19 protein-coding genes are annotated in these 20,766 nt (G+C 62.9%); 8 read left to right on the plus strand and 11 right to left on the minus strand.

Annotated features, from left to right (window positions below):
• Positions 1-10 precede the first annotated feature (10 nt).
• The 9 genes from O3297_RS01225 to O3297_RS01265 form a co-directional block, all read right to left on the minus strand.
• A complete protein-coding gene (locus O3297_RS01225) occupies positions 11-2,326 on the minus strand; it encodes a DUF3274 domain-containing protein (protein WP_305047528.1) in 2,316 nt (771 codons plus the stop codon).
• Positions 2,327-2,418: 92 nt separating this feature from the next.
• Complete coding sequence (locus O3297_RS01230) at positions 2,419-3,099, minus strand: hypothetical protein (RefSeq protein WP_305047529.1); 681 nt, start codon at positions 3,097-3,099, stop codon at positions 2,419-2,421.
• Positions 3,100-3,175: 76 nt separating this feature from the next.
• The gene (locus O3297_RS01235) at positions 3,176-3,463 is read right to left on the minus strand and encodes a hypothetical protein (RefSeq protein ID WP_305047530.1); all 288 of its coding nucleotides are present in this window, start codon (positions 3,461-3,463) and stop codon (positions 3,176-3,178) included.
• A 105-nt stretch (positions 3,464-3,568) separates the two neighbouring features.
• Positions 3,569-4,915 (minus strand): sigma-54 dependent transcriptional regulator, encoded by a 1,347-nt coding sequence (locus O3297_RS01240; protein WP_070278602.1) that lies wholly within the window; start codon positions 4,913-4,915, stop codon positions 3,569-3,571.
• The gene (locus O3297_RS01245) at positions 4,902-6,809 is read right to left on the minus strand and encodes an ATP-binding protein (protein ID WP_305047531.1); all 1,908 of its coding nucleotides are present in this window, start codon (positions 6,807-6,809) and stop codon (positions 4,902-4,904) included. The genes O3297_RS01240 and O3297_RS01245 overlap by 14 nt, the downstream gene beginning before the upstream one ends.
• A gap of 72 nt (positions 6,810-6,881) precedes the next feature.
• Positions 6,882-7,673 carry an ABC transporter ATP-binding protein gene (locus O3297_RS01250; RefSeq protein ID WP_305047532.1) on the minus strand — a complete coding sequence of 264 codons (792 nt, stop codon included), beginning with the start codon at positions 7,671-7,673 and terminating at the stop codon, positions 6,882-6,884.
• 11 nt (positions 7,674-7,684) lie between these two features.
• Positions 7,685-8,494: an ABC transporter permease gene (locus O3297_RS01255; RefSeq protein WP_370385376.1), complete on the minus strand. Its 810-nt coding sequence runs from the start codon at positions 8,492-8,494 to the stop codon at positions 7,685-7,687.
• Positions 8,495-8,521: 27 nt separating this feature from the next.
• A complete protein-coding gene (locus O3297_RS01260) occupies positions 8,522-9,523 on the minus strand; it encodes an ABC transporter substrate-binding protein (RefSeq protein WP_070278606.1) in 1,002 nt (333 codons plus the stop codon).
• A 408-nt stretch (positions 9,524-9,931) separates the two neighbouring features.
• Positions 9,932-10,168, minus strand: coding sequence for a hypothetical protein (locus tag O3297_RS01265; RefSeq protein WP_070255060.1), 237 nt, complete (start codon positions 10,166-10,168; stop codon positions 9,932-9,934).
• 479 nt (positions 10,169-10,647) lie between these two features.
• Here O3297_RS01265 and O3297_RS01270 point away from each other — a divergent pair, with 479 nt between their 5' ends.
• Positions 10,648-11,148: a winged helix-turn-helix domain-containing protein gene (locus tag O3297_RS01270; RefSeq protein ID WP_010396453.1), complete on the plus strand. Its 501-nt coding sequence runs from the start codon at positions 10,648-10,650 to the stop codon at positions 11,146-11,148.
• A 275-nt stretch (positions 11,149-11,423) separates the two neighbouring features.
• Positions 11,424-12,296 carry a zinc-dependent peptidase gene (locus O3297_RS01275; protein ID WP_034786297.1) on the plus strand — a complete coding sequence of 291 codons (873 nt, stop codon included), beginning with the start codon at positions 11,424-11,426 and terminating at the stop codon, positions 12,294-12,296.
• Positions 12,297-12,318: 22 nt separating this feature from the next.
• Here O3297_RS01275 and O3297_RS01280 read toward each other — a convergent pair whose 3' ends face one another.
• Positions 12,319-13,020: a LytTR family DNA-binding domain-containing protein gene (locus O3297_RS01280; RefSeq protein ID WP_070255054.1), complete on the minus strand. Its 702-nt coding sequence runs from the start codon at positions 13,018-13,020 to the stop codon at positions 12,319-12,321.
• Positions 13,017-14,591: a histidine kinase gene (locus O3297_RS01285; protein ID WP_305047533.1), complete on the minus strand. Its 1,575-nt coding sequence runs from the start codon at positions 14,589-14,591 to the stop codon at positions 13,017-13,019. The genes O3297_RS01280 and O3297_RS01285 overlap by 4 nt, the downstream gene beginning before the upstream one ends.
• A gap of 259 nt (positions 14,592-14,850) precedes the next feature.
• Here O3297_RS01285 and O3297_RS01290 point away from each other — a divergent pair, with 259 nt between their 5' ends.
• The 6 genes from O3297_RS01290 to O3297_RS01315 all read left to right on the plus strand — a co-directional run bounded on the left by O3297_RS01290 (position 14,851) and on the right by O3297_RS01315 (position 20,726).
• Positions 14,851-16,953: a serine hydrolase gene (locus tag O3297_RS01290; protein WP_305047534.1), complete on the plus strand. Its 2,103-nt coding sequence runs from the start codon at positions 14,851-14,853 to the stop codon at positions 16,951-16,953.
• Positions 16,954-17,072: 119 nt separating this feature from the next.
• The gene (locus O3297_RS01295) at positions 17,073-17,903 is read left to right on the plus strand and encodes a transporter substrate-binding domain-containing protein (RefSeq protein ID WP_034786287.1); all 831 of its coding nucleotides are present in this window, start codon (positions 17,073-17,075) and stop codon (positions 17,901-17,903) included.
• A gap of 20 nt (positions 17,904-17,923) precedes the next feature.
• Complete coding sequence (locus O3297_RS01300) at positions 17,924-18,601, plus strand: amino acid ABC transporter permease (protein WP_305047535.1); 678 nt, start codon at positions 17,924-17,926, stop codon at positions 18,599-18,601.
• Entirely contained in the window at positions 18,601-19,293 is a 693-nt protein-coding gene (locus O3297_RS01305; protein ID WP_305047536.1) for an amino acid ABC transporter permease, read from the plus strand. The genes O3297_RS01300 and O3297_RS01305 overlap by 1 nt, the downstream gene beginning before the upstream one ends.
• Entirely contained in the window at positions 19,290-20,033 is a 744-nt protein-coding gene (locus O3297_RS01310) for an amino acid ABC transporter ATP-binding protein (RefSeq protein ID WP_305047537.1), read from the plus strand. Before O3297_RS01305 ends, O3297_RS01310 begins: the two co-directional genes overlap by 4 nt.
• Positions 20,034-20,159: 126 nt before the next feature.
• Positions 20,160-20,726: a glycine zipper domain-containing protein gene (locus O3297_RS01315; RefSeq protein ID WP_070278622.1), complete on the plus strand. Its 567-nt coding sequence runs from the start codon at positions 20,160-20,162 to the stop codon at positions 20,724-20,726.
• The last annotated feature ends 40 nt before the right edge of the window (positions 20,727-20,766 follow it).

The raw sequence follows: 20,766 nt of genomic DNA on the forward strand, positions 1-20,766 counted from the left end.
AATGGGTTTTTCATTTTGGGATGTCGTCGCTGGCTTTATAAACGACAGGAGAGATGACCGATTCAGTGCGCCTGCCGTTGACTATTTCGCACACGACGGTGGACGGCAGGCCAGCATGCAATGCGGGGACACACGCGGGGAGTTCTCCCGAGCTGTAATAGTCCGCATTGCCCTTGATGATAGCCTTACGCGACGCCGGCTCAGCAGCTAAATAGATTGCAAATTTTTTCGCAAAAGTATCCCACTTCAATATCGATGGACGCGGTATGTTGTCATTCGTTTTTAGCCGCCAATCCGCCACCGCACACAAATACTGGTAAAACCGTGGATCGCTGCTCGCCTTGCCCCCGCCAATAGCCACGTCATACGCCGTCACGTTGCGGTGGTTTTCCGCGTTGCCGATGATGGCGCCGTGGAAGGATTTGGGGCTGACCTCGTTCTGCCAGCGCTGGCGCGCCTCGTTCGGGGTTTCTTCGCGGTCCACGCGCAGCCTGTCGCCACCGCCCGGGTGGCGCGAGACGCGGTCGAGCTTGCATTGGTCGCCCGCTTCCTTGCCCAGGTTCAGGGCCTTTTCCACTTGCTCGCGCTCGCCCGCGCCGAATATGCCGGCGCCGTATTCGGGAATACGATGCTTGAGTGGCCGGGGATCGGCGATGATTTCCTGCCTGCGCATGCGCAAACCTTGCTTGCTGGTTACCGCGATGGCCGCATCGATCGGGTCGACCTCCTCGCACGGTCCTTGCTGGTCGCGCGGCAGCCTGGCCTGGTCGGAATCCCTCGGGAACTTACCAGGGCGGATCTCGCCACCGTCCAGCACGGGCGCCCTGGGAGCGCGCAGTGCTTCGCCATTGATCGTGCGCAAGCCTTCGCGCCGTCCAGCTTCCGTTGAAAAGATATTCCATTTTGCGGGTTTGACGGGCGGCCATTGTGTCTCGGCATGGTTGCCCCGATGACCCCGGTTGGCGCCCGCCACATGGGCATGGTCATCCTCACCCTCCACGCGCAGGGCGAAGTCGTGCGGCGGCAGGCCCACCAGCACCGGCCCGCTGTTCTTGCCAGTGGCATCCAGGCGTTGCTTGTTGGTAAAGATGCGCTGGTAAAATCCTTTACCCAGTTCCACCAGCGGCTGGCGGCGCTGGAATTCCTTTTCCCAATAGGTGGGGCCATCGCCCCAGATGCTTTTGTCCGTCTTGCCCCTGGTCTTTGACAGGCCATGCCCGTCGATGTGGTCGGGTATCCCCTGCCAGCCGATGCCTTGCATATTGTCCAGCGCCACCGTCATGTCTTCGGGACAAAAGTACAGGTAGACCTTGCCCCGGTTGTCGCGGTCCGCTTCCGCGCGCCATGCCGCGCCCGCCATCCCATGGCAGACGGCGTGGTCCTTGATCTGCGCAAAGGCTGGCGTGGCGTGCTTTTTTGCCACCACGCCCTGCACGATCTGCACCAGCGTTTGCAGGCGCGCATGCAGGGTCTGGCGATTGCTGATGGCGTCGTACTGGTCTTCCATCGCCGCATCCCGGCCGCCACCGAAGATGCGGCTGGTTTCCGCCGCGCCGAAAAACATGGTCGTGTCTTCCACCAGGCTGTAGGGCGGATGCGTAAGGATCAGCGTGTCGGCCGGCCGCTTGCCTTCGTCGAGCAGAAAGGCCTGTGCCAGCAGCGAGATCAGACAGCCCTGGCTGTGCGCGACGATGGACACCACGTCATTGCTGTCGTAGTCGCGGATCATGGCGATGAGCGCTGCCAGGCGTTTGGCGGCCAGCACCATGTACATGCGGCCCGGCGCCGTCATCAGCGGACGCACGGGGTCGCCGCCCACGTCGTATGGAGAGAATAATCCCTTGTTCCACATGTCGGGCAGGGTATTGGTGGCATTGCCGAACGGGCCGCCGTTCTTCGACATGTCCTTGTCCAGGCGGTTGCCATAGCGGTCCGTATTCTGGCCGTTGACCATTTTGCTGGCGTTGCTGCGTTCGCGAAAGCCCCAGTAGAACGGGATGACGGGGCTGTACGTCGCGTCATCCGGCTTGCGCTTGAAATACACGTCGTCCGGGTCGGCTATGGTTTCACGCTTGTCGGACTCCTGCGGCAGGCGATAGGTGGCTGGGGTGAACACGTGGCCGCCGCCATACATGCGCGCATCGAGTCCCTGGCAGAGTCCTTTTTCCACGGCACTGAAACTCGTACCCACGTCGTTGACGCCATGGATGACGATGACGTTGCCCGGCAGCTCAGGGCGGATGCGCACGATGGCGTCGTTGAGGCGGCCGCAATGGAGCAGGGCGGTATTCTTGCCGCTGGTGTAGGGAAGTTTGGGATACGCCATCGCCGCTCCATGCTGACCAGACAGGCCAGTGTAGAGGGGCGGGATGGCGGATTAATTGCGTTTACGCAAGCATTGCGGAAAAGAAGGGGGCCTTACGGCGCACTGATGATCTTCGTCAGCGCGATGCGATACGCGGGCTGCACGTCGCCATCCTTGTCCAGCTTGTCCGTCATGATCACGCCGTAGCCTTGCGCGTACCACACGTATTCGCCGCTCTTGCCTTTGCTCTTGCCACCGACGTCGCGCAGTTCGAACTTGCAGGCATCGGGGAAGCGGCGGCCGGCCAGTTCCAGGCGCTCCCAGCCCAGGAAGGTGATGGAGAAATCGCGTTTGTCGGTGCGCGTGGAGGTGGTGATCTTGTCGGACAGGCCCGCCAGCGGATAGTGGGTGTCCGTTCGCGTGTCCGTGAACTGCACGCGCACTTCCTGGCCGGGGCGCATGGTGGCGGGGATGGCGGACTGCGGCGTGTAGACGTTCTTGCTGCGCAAGGTGCCGTCCTCATTGTAATGGACCGCGCCCGTCAGGAATACCTGGCCATCGCGGATGTCCTGGTAAGACGTGGCCAGCAAGACGCCGCCGTCGAGGATCAGTTGCGTACCCTTTTGTTTCTTGCCTTCGAAGGTTTCCTCGACGTTGACTTGCGCATCGCCATTGTTCTTGCTGAACTTGATGCCTGTCGTCAGCTCCATGCATTCGCCCACCGTGGGCGCCGCCTGCACGCTCGCGGCCGCGAATACGCTGGCCGCCACTATTCCACACCATGCTGCTTTCATTGTCATCCTGAATATATTGCAAAGGCGCGATGATAACGTGCCTTGGAGCAATGTGGCGCAGCGCTGGATGCGGGATTTAGCGGGCCGGCGCGGTGGCCGGTCCGCTGGCGGCCGGGGTGTCCGGCGCGGCCACGGGCTTGCCGCGCCGCGTGCGTTTGTCCGTGCGCGTCTTGGCGGGCTTGGCGTCGTGGATCGGCTTGCCTTTATTGTCGAGCTTGTCGGACTGGTCTGATTTCTGGCCTGGATCGTTGGGATTGTTGGTGTGGTTGCCCGTCTGGTTCAGATTCGTCGTCGACTGGGCTTGCACCCAGGCGCCGCCGACGGTCATCAGGGTGGCGGCCAGCAAGAGAGCGGCGGTTTTCATGGCAGTGTCCTGTGCAGAAATGAGGAAGAGCTTGCATTCTCACACAGGATACCGGCGGCACGGGTAGGACGCCGCCTCATGGCTGTGTCGGCTACTTGCTACTGATTATCGGAATTGTTCCGTTGAGATATCGAAGCGCTTGAGCTTGTCGTACAGGGTTTTCTTTGGAATATTCAGGCTGGCAGCCGCGTCGATGACGTTGCCGTTGTGGCGGCGCAAGGCTTCTTCGATGATGGAAATCTCGAACGTGTCGACTTGCTCGGCCAGCGAGGCTTCGCGGCAGCCGGCCGGGCTCAGGGTGTCGTCCAGCAAGCCCAGCACGAAGCGGTCCGCCACATTGTGCAGCTCGCGCACATTGCCGGCCCAGCGCTGCGCCATCAGCGAGGAGATCAGTTCGCCGCTGACGAGGGCAGCCGGCTGGCCGTAGCGCAGGGCTGCCTGCAGCACGAAAAACTCGAACAGCAGCGGGATATCCTCGCGCCGGTTGCGCAGGGCGGGCAGGGTCAGGCTGGCCACGTTCAGGCGGTAATACAGGTCGGGACGGAATTTCCCTTGTTCCGCCAGGACATTCAAATCCTCCTTGGCGGCGGCGATGACGCGGAAATTGACGGAAATGAGTTTATTGGAACCGAGCCGTTCCACCTGGCGTTCCTGCAGCACGCGCAGCAGTTTCACTTGCAGGGCCAGCGGCATGCTTTCGATTTCATCGAGAAACAGGGTACCGCCGTTCGCATATTCGATCTTGCCGATGCGCTGGCGCTGCGCGCCCGTAAACGCCCCTTCCTCATGGCCGAACAGCTCCGATTCGAAGATCGATTCGGGCAGGGCGCCGCAGTTGATGGCGACGAACGGATGGTCGCGCCGTTCGCTGAAGTCGTGCAGGCAGCGGGCGATCAGTTCTTTGCCGGTGCCCGTTTCGCCGAGGATGATGATGTCGGCCGATTTCGGCGCCAGGTTCAGCACCAGCTGGCGCACCTTGGCCATGGCCGCACTGCGGCCCACGATGCGCGCCTCGATGCCGACCCGCTGCTCGAGCTGGCGGCGCAAGTTCATGTTTTCCAGCACCAGGTGGCGCTTGTCGAGCGCGCGGCGGCACACTTCCACCAGCAAGTCGGCGGAAAACGGTTTTTCGATGAAATCGTAGGCGCCACGGCGCATGGCGCCCACGGCCATCGACACGTCGCCGTGGCCCGTGACGAGGATGACGGGCAGGCTGGCATCCTGCGCCACGGCGATATCAAGCAGTTTCAAGCCATCCATGCCTGGCAGTTTGATATCGCTCAATAAAATGCCGGCAAATTCGGGCACCAGGTAGGGCAGCGCTTCCTCGGCCGTGGCGACGGCCGTCACTTGCAAGCCGGCCAGCTCCAGCGATTGCCGGGCGCCCTTGCGCACGACGGCGTCGTCTTCCACCAGCAGCACTTGCATGCCTTCAAAATTATTCTCGTGCATCGGGTGTTTCCTCTGTCTCTTTATTCTTTTCCCCCGGGGCGCAGCTCAGGGTGATGGTAAATTGTGCGCCGCCCCCTTCCTGCGCGCTGCGGTTGCGCACGGCCAGGGCGCTGCCGGCCGCGCGCAGTATGCCTGCGCTGATCGATAATCCCAAGCCCAGCCCGTGTTCCTTGGTGGTATAGAAGGGGTCGAAGATCTTGTCGAGCGAAGCGAGCGGGATGCCGGGACCATTATCGGTGATATGCAGCACGGCAAGGTCGCCTTCGCGGCGCACCTGGAACCAGATGTGCACGGGCTCGCTTTCCGGCACGGCATCCATGGCGTTCGTGATCAGGTTGGTAAACACCTGTTCCAGGCCGATGGCGTTGCACAGCACGATGATGTCGTCCTCAAGCCAGCTTTCATGCAGGGTCAGGCGCTGCGAATGCTTGCGCGTGCGGATTTGCAGCATGGTTTGCGCAAACGCCTGGCGCACGCTGACGGGTTTGCGGGCATCGTCGCTGCGCCGGGCAAAGCCTTTCAGTTGCGACGTCACATAGCCGAGCCGCTTGACGAGGTCGGATATGGTCGACAGGTTGTCGAGCGCATCATCGATGCGCCCGCGCGCCAGGAACACCTTGGCATTGTCGGAAAACGTTTGCAGGGCGGCCAGCGGCTGGTTCAGTTCGTGCGTGACGCCGGCCGCCATCTGGCCGATGGCCGCCAGCTTGCCGCTTTGTACTAGTTCCGCCTGGGCATAGCGCAGGGTTTGCTCGGCCCGTTCGCGCTCGGCCACCTCGGCCTGCAGGCGGCCATTCGCATGGACCAGGTCGGCCGTGCGCTGTTCGACCTTGATTTCCAGCTGTTCATAGGCGCGCGCCAGGGTTTGTTGCGCATTGAGCTTGTCGGCGATGCGGCGCCGGCGCTGGCGCGCATACATCAGGGCCAGCAGCAGCAAGGCCCAGCCCAGCGCGGCGGCGATGGCTGCATTGCGCGCCGCCTCGTCGACCTGGTCGAGCTCGGCCAGCACGGTGATCTGCCATTGCAGCGGACCCAGGGAGCGGTTCACGGCCAGGTAGTCTGCGCTGCCGGACAGGGCAGGCGTGTCGCCCGTCTGCGGACGTTCCAATGTCATCACGCTGGCGCCATCGGCAAACTGGCGCCGCACGCGGTGCGGCAGGATGGGCAGGTTTTCTTGCAAGAACTGGCGCTGTTCGCTGATGTCTTTCTTGGCGTCCGCAGACAGCGGGGCCAGGGTCTTGAACTTGAACGCGGGTGTGGTCGCCAGGATCAGCACGCCATTCGCATCCTTGACCCAGATCTGTTCGCCCGCGCCGGGCGTGCGCCACGATTGCTCGATCCAGTCCAGGTTGACCTTGGCGGCGACGATGCCGATGATGCGCCCGTTGCGCTGCACGGGCTGCGAAATGAAATAGCCGGCTTCGAAGGTCGAGGCGCCGATGCCGTAGAAGCGGCCGATGCCGCCCGCGAACGCATCCTTGAAGTAGGGCCGGAAACCGTAGTTGACGCCCACGTAGGAGCTGCGGTCTTGCCAGTTGCTCGACGCCAGGGTCGTGCCCTTGTCGTCGAGCACGTAGACGGCAAAGGCGCCCGCGCGGCGGTTCATGTCGACCAGGTAGGCGTTGATCTGCGTGACCTTGTCGGCGCTGGGCTGTTCCAGCAATTGCGCGACGGCATCGCTCTGGGCCACGGCCAGGGGCAGGAATTCGTACTTGTTGAGGGCGCCGCCGATGGACGCCGCATACAGTTCCGCGCGCGAATCGAGGGTGCGGTGCAATTCATCGAGCTGGCGCTGCTTGACCCAGGCATACGACGCCCACGTCAGCACGACCAGCGAGCCCACGGCCAGCAGGGGGGCGAGCGCGGGTCTCAGGGGCCATTTGCCGAATGCCATGGTGCTCCGTGTGTCGGGTTGATGGGGCAGGCCAGACGGCACTGCCCCGGTGCTAACTAATCAGACATACTATCAGTCTGCCGTACTTGCCATGGTTTCCGCGTTGTGATGGCGCTGTTGCTCTTCCATCACCATCTCGCCCAGCATGCGTTTCAAGCGGTTGAACTCGGGGTCGCTCGGGTCGCGCGGGCGGGGCAGGTCGATGGCCACGTCGCGCTTGATGGTGCCGGGACGGTAGGTCATGACGATGGTGCGGTCGGCCAGGTAGATCGATTCCTCGATCGAGTGGGTCACGAAGACGATGGTGGTGCCGAAGACTTTCCAGATTTTCAGCAATTCATCTTGCAGGTTGCGCCGCGTCAAGGCGTCCAGCGCGCCGAACGGTTCATCCATCAGCATGATCGGCGAATCGAGGGCCAGCACGCGGGCAATCGCCACGCGCTGGCGCATGCCGCCCGACAAGTCTTTCGGGTAGCGGGCACGGAATTCCGTCAAGCCCAGCATGCTCAGCAGCATGTCGACCCGTTCCTTGATTTCGGCCGACGTCTTGCCGGCGATTTCCAGGCCGAAAGCGATATTACTTTCGATAGTCATCCAGGGGAACAGCGCGTATTCCTGGAACACCATGCCGCGGTCGGGACCGGGTTCGGTGATCAGCTTGCCGCCGGCCAGGATCTGGCCCGAGGTCGGCTGCGAAAAGCCGGCGATGGCGTTCAACAGTGTCGACTTGCCGCAGCCGGAGGGGCCCAGCAGGCAGATGAACTCGCCGCTGGCGATTTCCAAGTTGATATCCTTCAGGGCGATGACGTCCGCGCCGCCCGTGGTGAAGATTTTATTGACTGCGTTGATATTGATCGTGGTCATGGCCGTTCCTCTTAGTGTTCCAGGCCGCGGTGCCACTGCAGCAAATGATTATTCAGGGCATTCATGGCGATATCGATGGCCAGGCCGAACAGGCCGATGGTGAACATGCCGGCGATAATCTTGTCGGACCAGAAGTACTCGCGCGCTTCCAGGATGCGGAAGCCGAGGCCGCTATTCACGGCGATCATCTCGGCCACGATCACGACGATGAAGGCCGTGCCCATGCCGATGCGCGCGCCGGCCAGGATATACGGCGTGGCCGCCGGCAGGATGACGCGGCGGAACATGGTCATCTGGCTGGCGCCCAGGTTGCGCGCGGCACGGATGTAGATGCCGTCGACCTGGCGCACGCCGGCGATGGTATTCATCAGCACGGGGAAGAAGGAACCGATGCTGATCAGGAAGAAGGCGGGCGGGTTGCCCAGGCCGAACCACAGGATCGCCAGCGGAATGTAGGCGATCGGTGGAATCGGGCGCAGCACCTGCACCAGCGGGTCGAACAGTTTATAGATGGTCTTGTTGGTGCCCATCAGCAGGCCCAGCGGCAAGGCCAGGCCGGCGCCGATGGCAAAGCCGCCCAGCACGCGCGACAGGCTGGCCCAGGCATCGTGCGGCAGTTCGCCGGAGAACATCCACACCAGGTAATTACCCGCTTCGGGCGTGTAGGCTTCCATGGGGATCAGGTATTCATACCATTTCACCACCACGGCGACGGGCGACGGCAGGATCTGCGGGTTGATCCAGCCAAACGTCGACATGGCTTGCCACAACAGCAGCACGGCGACGGGCACGGCGGCGCCGTGCGCGAAGCGTTTCATCATTTGAATATTCATCGTGACACTTTCAGATTAGCGAGGTGCGTAGGACTTCTTGGCTTTTTCCAGCAGGTCCAGCTTGACCCAATCCTTGGCGACAGGCGCTTTGGCCATGCGGCCCACGCCGAATTTCACCATGTAGTCGGTGGTCAGCTGCACGTGGCTTTGCGTGATGTCTTCCGTGAAGATGGCATTGTCGATGGCATCGCGGTAATCCTCGGTGGTGATCTGGTTCTTGAACATCGATTCGCGCACGTATTTTTCCGCCAGTTTCGGGTCGGCCAGGAAGGCGCGCGTGGCAGCGACGAAGCAATCCATGAAGCGCTGGGCCACGGCAGGTTTCTCTTTGTACATCTTTTCCGTCATCACCAGCGCGCGCACGGGTTCGCCCAGCGGCGTGTCGTAAGGCTTGAGGATAGCCGCGCCGTATTTCTTGTGGATTGCCTGCGTCGAGTACGGCTCGGACTGGCTCATGACGTCGATATCCTTGGTCAGGAGCGCCTGGTTCAAGTCAGGGTAGCCCATGTACAGGATCTGCACGTCCTTGCCCGGCTTGTCGGACCAGGTCAGCTTGGCCTTGGTCAGTTCGGCAAACAGCAGGATTTCCTGCGGGCCGCCGCGCGTGACGCCGACTTTCTTGCCTTTCAGGTCGGCTATGCCCTTGATGTTCAGGTCGGGACGGCCGACGATCTGCACGCCGCCCTTGGCGAAGCCGCCCACCAGGTACACGGGCAAGCCCGTGGCGCGGCCCGTGATGGCCGCTTCCAGCGCGCTGGCGGACACGTCGATTTCGCCGGCGATCATGGCCGGCACGATGTCGAGGCCCTTGGCGAAGATGCGTTCTTCAATTTTCAGGTCGTATTTCGGCGCGATTTCCTTCATGTAGGCGACGGCGCCGTAATGGGCGAATTTCAGGTTGCCCAGGCGTACGGTATCGGCTGCGTGGACGGCCAGCGGGAATTGCGCGGCCAGTGCGACGGCGACGGCCAGTGCCTTGGTGTTCAGGAAGGACGAGATGCGGAAGGTGCGTGCCATGCTGTTGTCTCCAAAAGGTAGATGGTTTTATATAGTGGGTCAGGCTGCCGCTCTGATGGCGGTTATGAAAATATAAAAGCATCTTCCGTGCCAGTGGAGCGCATTTTGACGTTTATTGCAAGTGATTGTTTATAAAGGTTTAATTTGGATCTATTGAAAATGGGAAATGGCGATATTCCGCCTTTCCGCACGGGGAGGGGAAAGGCTGTGCGGATTGCCGCATTTTTGGCGGACGGGTCCGATGTCCGCTTGCGGGCTCATTGCAGGTGAACCTTCATGGCGTAGCCGACTCCAATCGTAAAAAAACGCGTTGCAGACAGGCTGGCAACGCGTAACTCCCCCGTGGAGTAGGGGCGGCGCCGCGCGGGCGCCTGATCGATCGCCGTCCGGCGGCCTCGTCTTCAGGCTTTACTTCGGCGCCGTGGCGGGCGGCAGCGCGGGCGCGGTGGCCGGGTCGGTCAGCGGCGCAGGCGGCGTCGTGCTGCCTGGACCCGTCTCCGGCGTGGCTGGCATGACAGGTGCCGGCATCACTTGCGGGGTGGAAGCGGGATTGGGTGCCGTTTCGGGCAGGGGCGGCTCGGCCGGTTTTTTACAGGCGGACAGGCTGACAAGCAAGGCGGCGGCCAACAGGGCAGGTATTTTCATGATATTTCCTTTGCAAGAGTCGAAGGTGCGCGATGCGGGCGGCGGGCGCCGCGTGCGAAGCTTGAATTTATTGCAATGGTGGTTCCGCTTCTGTTCGCTATTTCACTTTGTGCCATGAATGGGAGCACAGAGCGGGAGTGCCCAGTTTTTAGATGTTTTTTTGAAATGCCATGAGAGAAAGAATTCAGTAGGGCAATATTTTTCACTTTCTTGCTTCTAATGTTCGTTAACGCACAGACCGTAGCCGCCGGCACAGGCATTCTGTGTCCAGACGCTCAGGATTCGTGGTGTTCTGGTATAAAAATTGCCAAGAACTTAACAATCCGGGCTACCGGCAATCGTTTAAAAGGAGTATTCAAATGCATGCAATGACTCAGTCTCACGTGAAGAGCGAATTAAAGGCAGCGCACCAGGAACTTCGTAGCCCCGAAAAAGGCTCGCAAATGGTAGAACGCGCAGCACCCGTCCCCCCGGAACGCATGAATCCCATTTCCATGGCACCGATCGAGCGCGTGCGTTCGACGTCGGCCACCCTGCGCCGCATTGAAAACATGCAAAAGCTGATCGGCGAATTGTCGCTGCACGAGATGCTGGCCGACGAAATCGCGTGGTTCCTCAAGTTTTCGCCATCGGGCGCCCGCAAATACATCCGCGACCTGCGCGAAGCGGGCGTGATCGAACTGGCCCGCTACATCGAAGGCACCGCCACCTACCTGGGCAAGGCAGTGTACCAGCTGACGCCGGATCCTGAGCGCGTGCGCGCCTTCCTGGCCGCCATCGTTCAGCCAAAACGCGAAGGCGCGCCACCGCGCAAGGACCGTCCAGGCCTGCGCGAGCAAAGCATGGCAGGCAGCGGCCGTCACTTCCACATCCTGGCCGATGACACGCATTACGCCATCCGCGTCAACCGCGGTCCCGTGACGCGCGATCCCCTGGTTGCCGCCCTGTTTGGCGCACCACAGCAAAAGGCTGCGGAGTAAACAATATTGCGCCTGAACTGCCGCCTGGCGGCTGGCGGGCGTAATGCTTGTGGTTTTGATTCTCATATGCATGTCGAAAGCCGGGTTGCAACCCGGCTTTTGGCGTTGGAGCCGGCCCTTTGATCTTGGCGGATTGAAAAGATGTTAATCAACCCCATGTGGGCTGGACTGCCCGCCCGTCCCGATGCGGGGTTCATTCGAAGGAGCTTGTCCTTGTCTGCCTACGCCGCCTTGTTATCGTGTCCGCCCCTGCCTTGCCTGAAACGGGCCGCCGCATGAATCCGCTGCTGTGGATCGCCCTCGTCACGGCCGCCATCGTCTTTTCACTGTGGTTTCCCCGCTGGCGCTTGAAGCGGGCCCTGGCGAAACCCTTGCCCGCAGAAGGCTTGGCTGTGCTGGAAAACAATATTCCCGTCTACCGGCATATGCCGGCGCCGCTGCAGGAGCAATTGCGCCGTCTCGTCGTGCAATTCCTGTATCAAAAGAAATTCGTCGGTTGCGGCGGCCTGGAGATCACGGACGAGATGCGCTATACGATTGCCGGCCAGGCTTGCTTGCTGCTGCTGAACCGCCAGACGCAGGTGTATCCGGAACTCGACACCATCCTCGTGTATCCCACGGAATTTATCGTCACGCGCGATGAAGTGGGGCCGGGCGGCGTGGTGACGCCATCGGCGAATGGCTTGCTGGGCGAATCCTGGGGCGATGGCCGCGTGGTGCTGGCCTGGGACCACGTGCAGCGGGGCGCGGCCGACTGGAGCGATGGCCACAATGTCGTGCTGCATGAGTTTGCGCATCAGCTCGACAGCGAATCGGGCGCCGCGAATGGCGCGCCCTACCTGCCCAGCGTGTCGAGCTATCGCAGCTGGGCCACCGTGCTGTCGCGCGACTTCGACAACTTGCGCCATGACGCCATGGTCCAGCAGCAAAGCGTGATGGACCATTACGGCGCCACCAATCCCGCCGAATTCTTTGCCGTGGCGACGGAAACCTTCTTTGAAAAGCCGTACCAGATGGCCGAGCACCACGAGGAGCTGTACGCGCAATTCTTGCAGTACTACAAGGTCGACCCGCGCGACTGGATGGCGCCGCCCGTGGAAGCCGAGCACATGGCCCCGCCGTTCCCCAACTACGCGCCGCACTGGTAAGTTTGGCTTTAACTCAACAACATCAGCCCAGCAGCCGCTGTTTCAGTGCGGGATAGCTGCTGCGCGACACGGGGATGCCCGTGCTGGTCTGCGTGTCGAGCGCATATTTGCCGCCTGCCGCAATCTGCAGCCGCTTGAAACCCAGGCTGTTGACGATGTAGGAGCGGTGCACGCGCAGGAAGTGGGGCGGCAGCAGGGCCATGAGCTTGTCGATAGGCAAGTCATGAAAACACTGTTCGCCGTTGCGCAGCACGATATTGCTGTAGTGGCCGTCGGCTTGCACGTGGTCGATGTCGGCCATGGCGATCCATTCCAGGGAACCGCGCTTCTTGACGGCCAGCGAGGCCGTCTCCGTGTGCCTTCCCGTATAGCGTTGCAGCGCCTTGTGCAGGCGTTCGCGGCTGAAAGGCTTGGCGACGAAGTCGAGCACGCCAAATTCGAACGCCGTGATCGAGCGTTCCGCATGGGCCGAGACGATGATGGTCTGGAACGAAGCATTTTGGGCCAGGCGCAGCAGGTCATAGCCGTCCGCGCCATGCAGGTTCAAGTCCAGCAGCAGCAAGTCGATCCGGTCCTGCCCCTGCTCCTGCGCCAGGGCGGCCAAGGCTTGCGGCACATTGTCATGCAGCGCCAGCGCCGTTAGGCGCGCGCCGAAATGCGCGCGCACCTCGCGTTCGAGGCCCTGCGCAATCAGCGGTTCATCTTCCAGTATCAAGACATTCATGGCGCCGCCGGCAAGGTAAAGGTGAGGCGCCAGCCCGTTGGCTGCTGTTCGCTCGCATAGCGGGCCATATCGCCAAACACGGCTTGCAGGCTGGCGCGGATGTATTGTTCGCCCACGCCGCCGCCCGCGTGCGGGCGCGCCTCGCCTGCGGGCAGGAGCAGGGTAAGCACCTGCGTTTGCGCATGTTGTGCGATGCGCAGGACAAACACGGCGCCGTGGCGGTAGCGGTTGTGGCTGAACGCATTTTCCAGTGCCGTCAGCAACATGGCGGGCGGCACGGTGATGCCTGCCGCCTCGCCATCGAGTTGCAGGCTGCACGGCTGTTGCAGCCGCGTGCCCATGATGCTCAAGTAATTCTCGCACAGGGCCAGTTCCTGCGTCAGGGCAATGCTGGGCTGCTGCGCGAATTCGTTGAGCATGCGCAGCTCGGCGCCCAGCGCCTCGATGAAGGTTTCGGCTAACCGCGGCGATTGTGCGTTGAGTTCGCTGATCAGACTGAGGGAATTCATCAGGAAATGCGGTTGCATGCTTTTACGCAGGAGCTGGTTTTCCAGCTGCTGGGCGCGTGCCGCCTTGCTGCGCTCGCGCAGCAGTTGCGCCAGCAATTGCGCGCATAAAGGCAGCAGCAGGAAGCACACGACGAGGGCGAAGCCGCCTTCGGCAAACTGGCTGCCCGTCAGCAGGAACAGCGCGCACGAGGCCAGCGCGATCAAGGTGCCGCCGCGGCTGCCCGGCAGGCGGCGCCAAAGGGTGCCCAGGTTGAGCGCCAGGCTCGTCGCCAGGCCCGTCAGGAACATCAGCCAGCAGCGCGCGTCGAAATGCACGTGCAGCGCGCCGGCCAGCGCGATGCCCGCCAGCAGTACCGCCGCCGCCAGCGGCCAGCGCGGCAGGCGGTAAGCCGTATAGAAATACAGGGGCAGCAAGGCGGAAAACAGCCACGTCAGGGCGCTGACGGCATACAGGCGCGGCATGTGCCAGGGATAGGCATAGCCGGTCAAGCTGCGCCAGAGTTCCACCACCACCAGCAGCGCCGCCACCAGGCACAGCGCGGCAAACATGGCCCAGTGACGCTGCCGCTGGTACAGCGCCGTGAGGGCCAGGAAGAGCGCTGCGACGGCGCCCAGCGCCCCGGCCAGGAGCAGTGGCGGCAGCCGGTACCAGGCCAGGCCCGCGCGGTAGTCTTGCCGGTCGACCAGGTACAGCGCATAAAATGGCGATGCCAGGTGGGCCGGCACGTGCTGCGTTGACAGCAGCAGGCGCAGGTCGTGCTTGCCCATGGCCAATTGTTGTGGCGTCAGGTGGATGGCGAAATCGATGTCGCCCGCGCGTTCCCCGCTGGCCTGGCGGGCCGGCTGGCCATTGCTGCCGATCAAGACACCATCGAGCCACAGTTCGCTGGAAGCCAGCGCCGACAGCACCAGCAACTGCGTCGACGACGGCGTGGCGGCCAGGGTGACCTCGCGCTCCACGCACAGCAACAGGCCCGGTCGGACCAGCTGCTGCAGCGAGGCGGGTGCGGACGGGGTGTTGCCGCAGGTGCGCCAGCCTTCGTCCAGCCAGAGCGGATGCATGGCGCAGGCGAAAGAGGGCACGGCCAGGCAGCAAGCAAGGCAGTACCGCAGCAGGGAGCGGAAGAAGCAGGGCATGGCGGGCATTGTAGCTGCTCATGTGCTACCCCGTTGCTACCCCTTTGCAACATTTTCATCAACGCCGGTGCCGTTCGTGCGGGCTGCGTGCATTTCGTGCACGGCCCGCCAACGGTGTGTGAAAGACATTTACCATGCATCAGCGCCGTGCTGTGCACACGGCCCTCACCATGGAATCATGACTATGCAAAGCAGCAAATACTACGGTTTCGCCGGCGCGCTGGCGCTGTTCTGCGGCATGGCGCAAGCCGCCTCCGTTCCCTCCGCTGGGCTGGCCGCGCGCCTGGCGGATTTCGATGGCTGGGCGACCCGGCGCATGGGCGCGGAACGCATTCCGGGCGTGACCGTCGGTTTCAGCCAGGGCGACGTGGAATGGGTGAAGGGTTACGGTTATGCCGATCTGGAAAACCGCGTGCCGGCCACGGCCCAGTCCAGCTACCGGCTGGCGTCCGTCACCAAGCCCATGACGGCGGTGGCCATCTTGCAACTGGTGGAACAGGGCAAGATCGACCTGGATGCACCCGTGCAAACCTATGTGCCGTATTTCCCCGTCAAGCCGTTCCCCGTGACGGTGCGCCAGCTGCTGGGCCACCTGGGCGGCATCGACGCCTACCGCGACAGCAAAGTGGAACAGCATTTCAAGGAACACAAGGACACGCGCCAGTCCATCGCCGTCTTCGAACAGTTCGACCTGATCGCCGAACCGGGCACGCGCTTCCGCTACACCAGCTATGGCTACAACTTGCTGGGCGCCGTCATCGAGGGCGCTTCGGGCGAAAGCTATGGCGGCTACATGCGGCGCCACGTGTGGGGGCCGCTGGGCATGGACGCCACCGTGCTGGATGACCCGGACGCCGTGATCGCGCACCGCGTGCGCGGCTACCGGCTGGCCGGCAAGGAGTTGAAGAATTCCGAATTCGTCGACATCAGCAGCCGCTTTTCTGCCGGCGGCACGCGCGCCAGCGTGCCCGACATGCTGGCCTTCGGCCGGGGCGTCCACGACGGCAAGATCCTGTCGGCGGCCAGCGTGGCCGCCATGGTGCAGCCGATGGCCACGCGCGCGGGCCGCTTGACGAATTACGGCATGGGCTGGGAAATCCTGCCGACGGGCGGGCGCTACGCCATTGCCCACAGTGGCCAGCAGCCGGAAACCGTCACCTACCTGTACAGCTTTCCTTCGCGCAAGCTCACCATCGCCGTCGCCGCCAATCTCGAGCGCGTCAATCCCGAGGCCTTCGTGCAGCGCCTGTTCGAAGTGGTCACGGGCGAACCGTGGCAGCTGAACACGTATATCGCCGATGCCAGCGCGCAGCGCGCTTACCGGGTGGCGCAAGGCCTGTTCGAGGAGGGCAGGGCGTATGCCGAGCGCACGGATCAAGCATATGCCGATGCCGCCACCACGCGCGAGGCATTTACGCAAATCAACCGCCAGGCCCTGGCGCCTGACGCCAAGGCGGCGCGCGCTTATATCGATGCGGCCCGCCATCCCGCAGGCGGCCGCGTGTTTCTCACGGCTGGCGCCAGCATGGCCAGGCAGCTGCGCGAGGCGGGCATCGACCTGAATCAATACTCGCGCGGCGGCGCGCTGGCATTTGCGCGCGACTATATCCTGTTGTCGCAAGGTACAAAGGCCGGTGCCTTGCCGCGCTTCGACCCCGCCTTCGAACAGGCCATCGTGGCCCTGGCCAGCAGCTGGGACCGAACGGCCGCCATCGCCTGGCCGGCCGCGTCCGTCTCCATCGCCGCGCGCGATGGCCAGCTGCGCGCGGCCTTTCGCGGCCAGCGCGCCTATCCCGATTTCGTGCCCGAACTGCAGGAACTGGCGCAAGCGTCGTCCGCGCGCGGCGAGGCGGATACGTCGCTGGCGGCCAGCCGCCTGGCCGTGGAGCTGTATCCGCTCAGCGACCGCGCGCATGCGTTGCAAGGCTTGACCTTGCTGCGCGCCGGCAAGACGGAGCCTGCCCTCGCCGCCCTGCGCCTGGCGCTGGACCGCGACCCGCTGGGCGCGGCCAGTCCTGCGGCGCTGAACCTGGAAGCCTACCGTTTGAAAGGTAGCGGCGCCGTGGCGCAAGGCATGGCCGTGCTGCAGGCGGCCGTCAGCCTGCATCCGCGCGACGCGAATCTGCAGGATAGCCTGGCCGAGTTTTATGTGGAGCAAGGCTTGCACCCACAGGCGGTGGCCGCCTATCGCCAGGCGCTGCAGCTCGACCCCCGCTATCCGGGCGCCGTGGGGGCCAAGGCGGCGATCATTCGCTTGGGCGGCGAGACGAAGGCGCTGGCGCCTTAGTTGATGTCTTCGCTGATGCCTTAGATGAATTCTGCATAAACATGGGTGAAAAGATTCCTTTTTGGAAATAAGCGTGCCGCGGTCTAATGGCGGCATTCATTATTCACCAGAGGAATTCCATGCAGACCCGTCTTCACTTCGCCGCGCTTCTTTTCACCTCCATCGCCTTCACCCAGGTGGCGCAAGCGGACCAGTTGGCCAGTATCAAGGCGAAGGGCGAGCTGGTCTGCGGGACCCTGGGCACGGATGAACCGAACAGTTTTATCGACGCCAAATCGCGCCAGCTGGTCGGCTATGAAGTGGACCTGTGCCGCGCCATCGCCCAGGGCCTGGGCGTCAAGCCGGTGATCAAGCAGCTGGCCGTGGCCGCCCGCATTCCTGAATTGCAGCAGGGCCGCATCGATATCCTGACGGCATCGCTGACGCACAACAAGGAACGCGAAGCGCTGATCGATTTTTCCCTGTCCACGTTTTACACAGGCCAGCGCGTGCTGGTCAAAAAAAGCAGCAATATCACGACGGTTGCTGGCCTGGCCGGCAAGAAAGTGCTGACCGTCAAGGGCGGCACGCAGGAACCGAATATCCGCAAGGCCGTGCCTGGTGTGGATGTGGTGACGTTCGAGACGGCGGGCCAGGCTTACTTGGGCTTGCAGCAGGGCAAGGGCGTCGGCTATGTCGACGATGAAGTCTCCTTGCTGAATAACTACGCCAAGCTGGGCGCCGCGCAAAAGGATTACATTGTGCTGCCGCAAAACATCAGCCAGGAAGTGTTTGCCTTCGGCATCCGCAAGGGCGAGACGGGCGTGAAAACAGCCGTCGACCAGGTGCTGCGCGGCCTGGAAAAGTCGGGCGAGGCAGAAAAACTGTTTTTCAAATGGTATGGCCCGACGAGCAATGTGAAATTCCAGAAGCGCACATTTAAAATTGAATCGGACAAGATCGACGCCTGAACCTTGCCTGACTCTTCCGCATGTTTGATCTGAACTTTTTGCTGGCTGGCGACTATCGCGACTGGTTGCTGTCCGGCCTGCTGTTGTCATTGCAACTGATGGGCATTACCTTGCTCTTTTCCCTGCCGCTGGCGTGCGGCGTGGCCATGCTGCGCCTGGCGCCGTCGCGCCTGCTCAACGGGCTGGGCGCCGCGTATGTCGAACTGATCCGCAACGTTCCCTTGCTGGCCCACTTCCTGTTCTGGTATTTCGGCGCGCCCGAATTGTTGCCGGACTCCTGGAAGGAGCGCTTGTATGCCGGCAATATCGAAGCCGTCAGCGCCGTCACGGCCCTGACCTTGTACACGGCCGCCTACATGGCGGAAGACATCCGCAGCGGCATCCGCGCCATACCCGCCCAGCAATTCGAGGCGGGCAGGGCGCTGGGTTTCAGCTTTCTCGCCACCATGCGCCTGTGCATCGTGCCGCAGGCGTTGCGGCTGGCCGCGCCGCCGCTGCTGTCGCAAACCCTGAATCTGTGGCAAAACACCAGCATCGCCACCGTCATCGGCGTGGCCGAGCTGATGTACCAGACGCAGCGCGTGGAAGCGGCCTCGTTCCGCAGCGTGGAAGCGTTCGTCTTCGCCAGCGCGGCGTATCTTGCCGTTTCGCTGGTGATCGCGGGCTTGGCGGCCTTGCTGCAAAAGAAGGTGTCCTGATGCTGGAACTGATCCACGATTATTGGCTGTATTTCCTCGTCGGCCGCTATCCCGAGGGACCGCTGGGCGGCCTCGCGCTGACGGTGCTGCTGGCCAGCCTGGCGCTGGTGCTCAGCTTGCCGTTCGGCTTGCTGCTGGGGCTGGCGCGCCTGAGTCCCTGGCGGCTGCTGCGCTGGCCCATCGCCGCGCTGATCCACGTGGTGCGGGGCATTCCCTTGCTGCTGGTGATCTTCTGGGCATATTTCTTCCTGCCCAGCATCACGGGTCACGAAAGCGGACAGTTCGGCACCATGCTGGCGGCCCTCGTCATCTTTGACGGCATTTATCTGGCGGAAATCGTGCGCGCTGGCGTGCAAGCCGTGCCCAAGGGGCAAGTGGAGGCGGCCCGTTCCCTGGGCTTGACATACCTGGACAGCATGCGCCAGGTCGTCCTGCCGCAGGCGCTGCGCCACATGCTGCCGTCATTGGTCAACCAGTTCGTCTCGACCATCAAGGAAACCTCGCTGGGATACATCATCGGCCTGGCCGAAGTGTCGTTCATCGCTTCGCAAGTGAACGGCCTGGTGCTGACGAAACCCGTGCAAGTGTATTTCCTGCTGGGCATGACCTATTTTGTCTTGTGTTTCAGCCTGTCGCGCGCGGCCTTCTGGCTTGAGCGGCGCCAGGCGCGTCTCTTGAAAGCGGCTGCATGATCACCTTTGACAACGTCAACAAATACTATGGCGACTATCAGGCCTTGAGCGGCATCAATGAGCACGTCGCCAAGGGCGAGGTGCTGGTCGTGTGCGGGCCGTCCGGCTCCGGCAAGTCGACCCTGATCCGCACCATCAACCGCCTGGAACCGATCGCTTCGGGCCGCATCACGGTGGCGGGCCAGGACATTTATGCGCCGGGGCTGGACGTGAATGCCTTCCGTTCGCATATCGGATTTGTTTTCCAGCAATTCAACCTGTTTCCCCATCTTTCCGTACTGGACAATTGCGCGCTGGCGCCGCAGCGCTTGCGCGGCCTGACCCGGCGCGAAGCGGAAGAGCGGGCGCTGGCCCTGCTGGAACGGGTGGGCCTGGCGCACAAGGCGCGCGCCATGCCGTCTGCCCTGTCGGGCGGGCAGCAGCAGCGGGTGGCCATCGCCCGCGCGCTGGCCATGCAGCCGCCGCTGATGCTGTTCGATGAACCGACCAGCGCGCTGGACCCGGAAATGGTGGGCGAGGTGCTGCAAGTGATGCGCGACCTGGCGCAGGGCGGCATGACGATGGTGTGCGTGACGCACGAGATGGGTTTTGCGCGCGAAGTGGCGGACCGGGTCTGGTTCATGGACCATGGGCAAGTGCTGGAACGGGCCACGCCCGGCGAATTCTTTGCGCGGCCGCAACATGCGCGCGCACAGCAATTCCTGTCTGATATCCGCAGCCCCTTCAGCGCGTCTGCTTGAGTGAGCATATGATTGGGCATGGGAGTAAGCAGCTGTGTGCGTAAGCGAACGGTAACCTGGCGTTGTCTGGCGCACGCTATCGAGGCGGCGCATGGTGCGCCAGCAGCCGACGAGGAGGGCCGTATCATGTCACGCATCATCGCAGGTCATTTTCAGTTGCAGGAGCAGATCGACGTCGCGCGCGCCGCGCTGAACCAGGCGGGCTTTTCCGATAGCCGCATCAGCGCTTTCTTTGTCAACCAGCCGGGGCAGCATGATCTGCATGCGCTTGGCGGCGACCGCGACATGTCGCCGGGCGCCAAAGAGACGCCGGAGGGCGTGGTGGAAGGCGTGGCCGTCGGGGCCGCCGTGGGCGCGGGCATCGGCGCGGTCACCACCCTGGCGACGGGGCCGCTGGGCCCGGTGGTGGGGGCGCTGGTGGGCGCCCACGTGGGTTCGCTCTACAGTTTCAATAAGATGAAGGACGCGGGCGAAGCCGAAAAGAATGGCGAAAGCAATGGCGAAAACCGCCGCCAGCCACGCCATCCGGGCATGCTGATCGCCGTGGCGCTGGGCGGCCTCGACGAGCGCGAACGGGCGCTCGAGGCGCTGCACCGGCTCGGCGCCGAGCATATCGAGGAAGCGGAAGGCACGATCGCCAATGGCGACTGGCATGATTTCGATCCGCTCAGCATTCCCGTGCTGGTGGCGTGAATCGGCGCGCCAGCCGTGCAATATGCATAAATGCCGCGCT

It is taken from the genome of Janthinobacterium sp. SUN128 (assembly GCF_030587275.1).
Taxonomy (GTDB): domain Bacteria; phylum Pseudomonadota; class Gammaproteobacteria; order Burkholderiales; family Burkholderiaceae_D; genus Janthinobacterium; species Janthinobacterium lividum.

What these genes read in the sequence shown, in the direction of transcription:
- O3297_RS01225 (WP_305047528.1), bottom strand. Translation starts at nt 2,326, where the DNA reads ATGGCGTATCCCAAACTTCCCTACACCAGCGGCAAGAATACCGCCCTG.
- O3297_RS01230 (WP_305047529.1), bottom strand. Translation starts at nt 3,099, where the DNA reads ATGAAAGCAGCATGGTGTGGAATAGTGGCGGCCAGCGTATTCGCGGCC.
- O3297_RS01235 (WP_305047530.1), bottom strand. Translation starts at nt 3,463, where the DNA reads ATGAAAACCGCCGCTCTCTTGCTGGCCGCCACCCTGATGACCGTCGGC.
- O3297_RS01240 (WP_070278602.1), bottom strand. Translation starts at nt 4,915, where the DNA reads ATGCACGAGAATAATTTTGAAGGCATGCAAGTGCTGCTGGTGGAAGAC.
- O3297_RS01245 (WP_305047531.1), bottom strand. Translation starts at nt 6,809, where the DNA reads ATGGCATTCGGCAAATGGCCCCTGAGACCCGCGCTCGCCCCCCTGCTG.
- O3297_RS01250 (WP_305047532.1), bottom strand. Translation starts at nt 7,673, where the DNA reads ATGACCACGATCAATATCAACGCAGTCAATAAAATCTTCACCACGGGC.
- O3297_RS01255 (WP_370385376.1), bottom strand. Translation starts at nt 8,494, where the DNA reads ATGATGAAACGCTTCGCGCACGGCGCCGCCGTGCCCGTCGCCGTGCTG.
- O3297_RS01260 (WP_070278606.1), bottom strand. Translation starts at nt 9,523, where the DNA reads ATGGCACGCACCTTCCGCATCTCGTCCTTCCTGAACACCAAGGCACTG.
- O3297_RS01265 (WP_070255060.1), bottom strand. Translation starts at nt 10,168, where the DNA reads ATGAAAATACCTGCCCTGTTGGCCGCCGCCTTGCTTGTCAGCCTGTCC.
- O3297_RS01270 (WP_010396453.1), top strand. Translation starts at nt 10,648, where the DNA reads ATGAATCCCATTTCCATGGCACCGATCGAGCGCGTGCGTTCGACGTCG.
- O3297_RS01275 (WP_034786297.1), top strand. Translation starts at nt 11,424, where the DNA reads ATGAATCCGCTGCTGTGGATCGCCCTCGTCACGGCCGCCATCGTCTTT.
- O3297_RS01280 (WP_070255054.1), bottom strand. Translation starts at nt 13,020, where the DNA reads ATGAATGTCTTGATACTGGAAGATGAACCGCTGATTGCGCAGGGCCTC.
- O3297_RS01285 (WP_305047533.1), bottom strand. Translation starts at nt 14,591, where the DNA reads ATGCATCCGCTCTGGCTGGACGAAGGCTGGCGCACCTGCGGCAACACC.
- O3297_RS01290 (WP_305047534.1), top strand. Translation starts at nt 14,851, where the DNA reads ATGCAAAGCAGCAAATACTACGGTTTCGCCGGCGCGCTGGCGCTGTTC.
- O3297_RS01295 (WP_034786287.1), top strand. Translation starts at nt 17,073, where the DNA reads ATGCAGACCCGTCTTCACTTCGCCGCGCTTCTTTTCACCTCCATCGCC.
- O3297_RS01300 (WP_305047535.1), top strand. Translation starts at nt 17,924, where the DNA reads ATGTTTGATCTGAACTTTTTGCTGGCTGGCGACTATCGCGACTGGTTG.
- O3297_RS01305 (WP_305047536.1), top strand. Translation starts at nt 18,601, where the DNA reads ATGCTGGAACTGATCCACGATTATTGGCTGTATTTCCTCGTCGGCCGC.
- O3297_RS01310 (WP_305047537.1), top strand. Translation starts at nt 19,290, where the DNA reads ATGATCACCTTTGACAACGTCAACAAATACTATGGCGACTATCAGGCC.
- O3297_RS01315 (WP_070278622.1), top strand. Translation starts at nt 20,160, where the DNA reads ATGTCACGCATCATCGCAGGTCATTTTCAGTTGCAGGAGCAGATCGAC.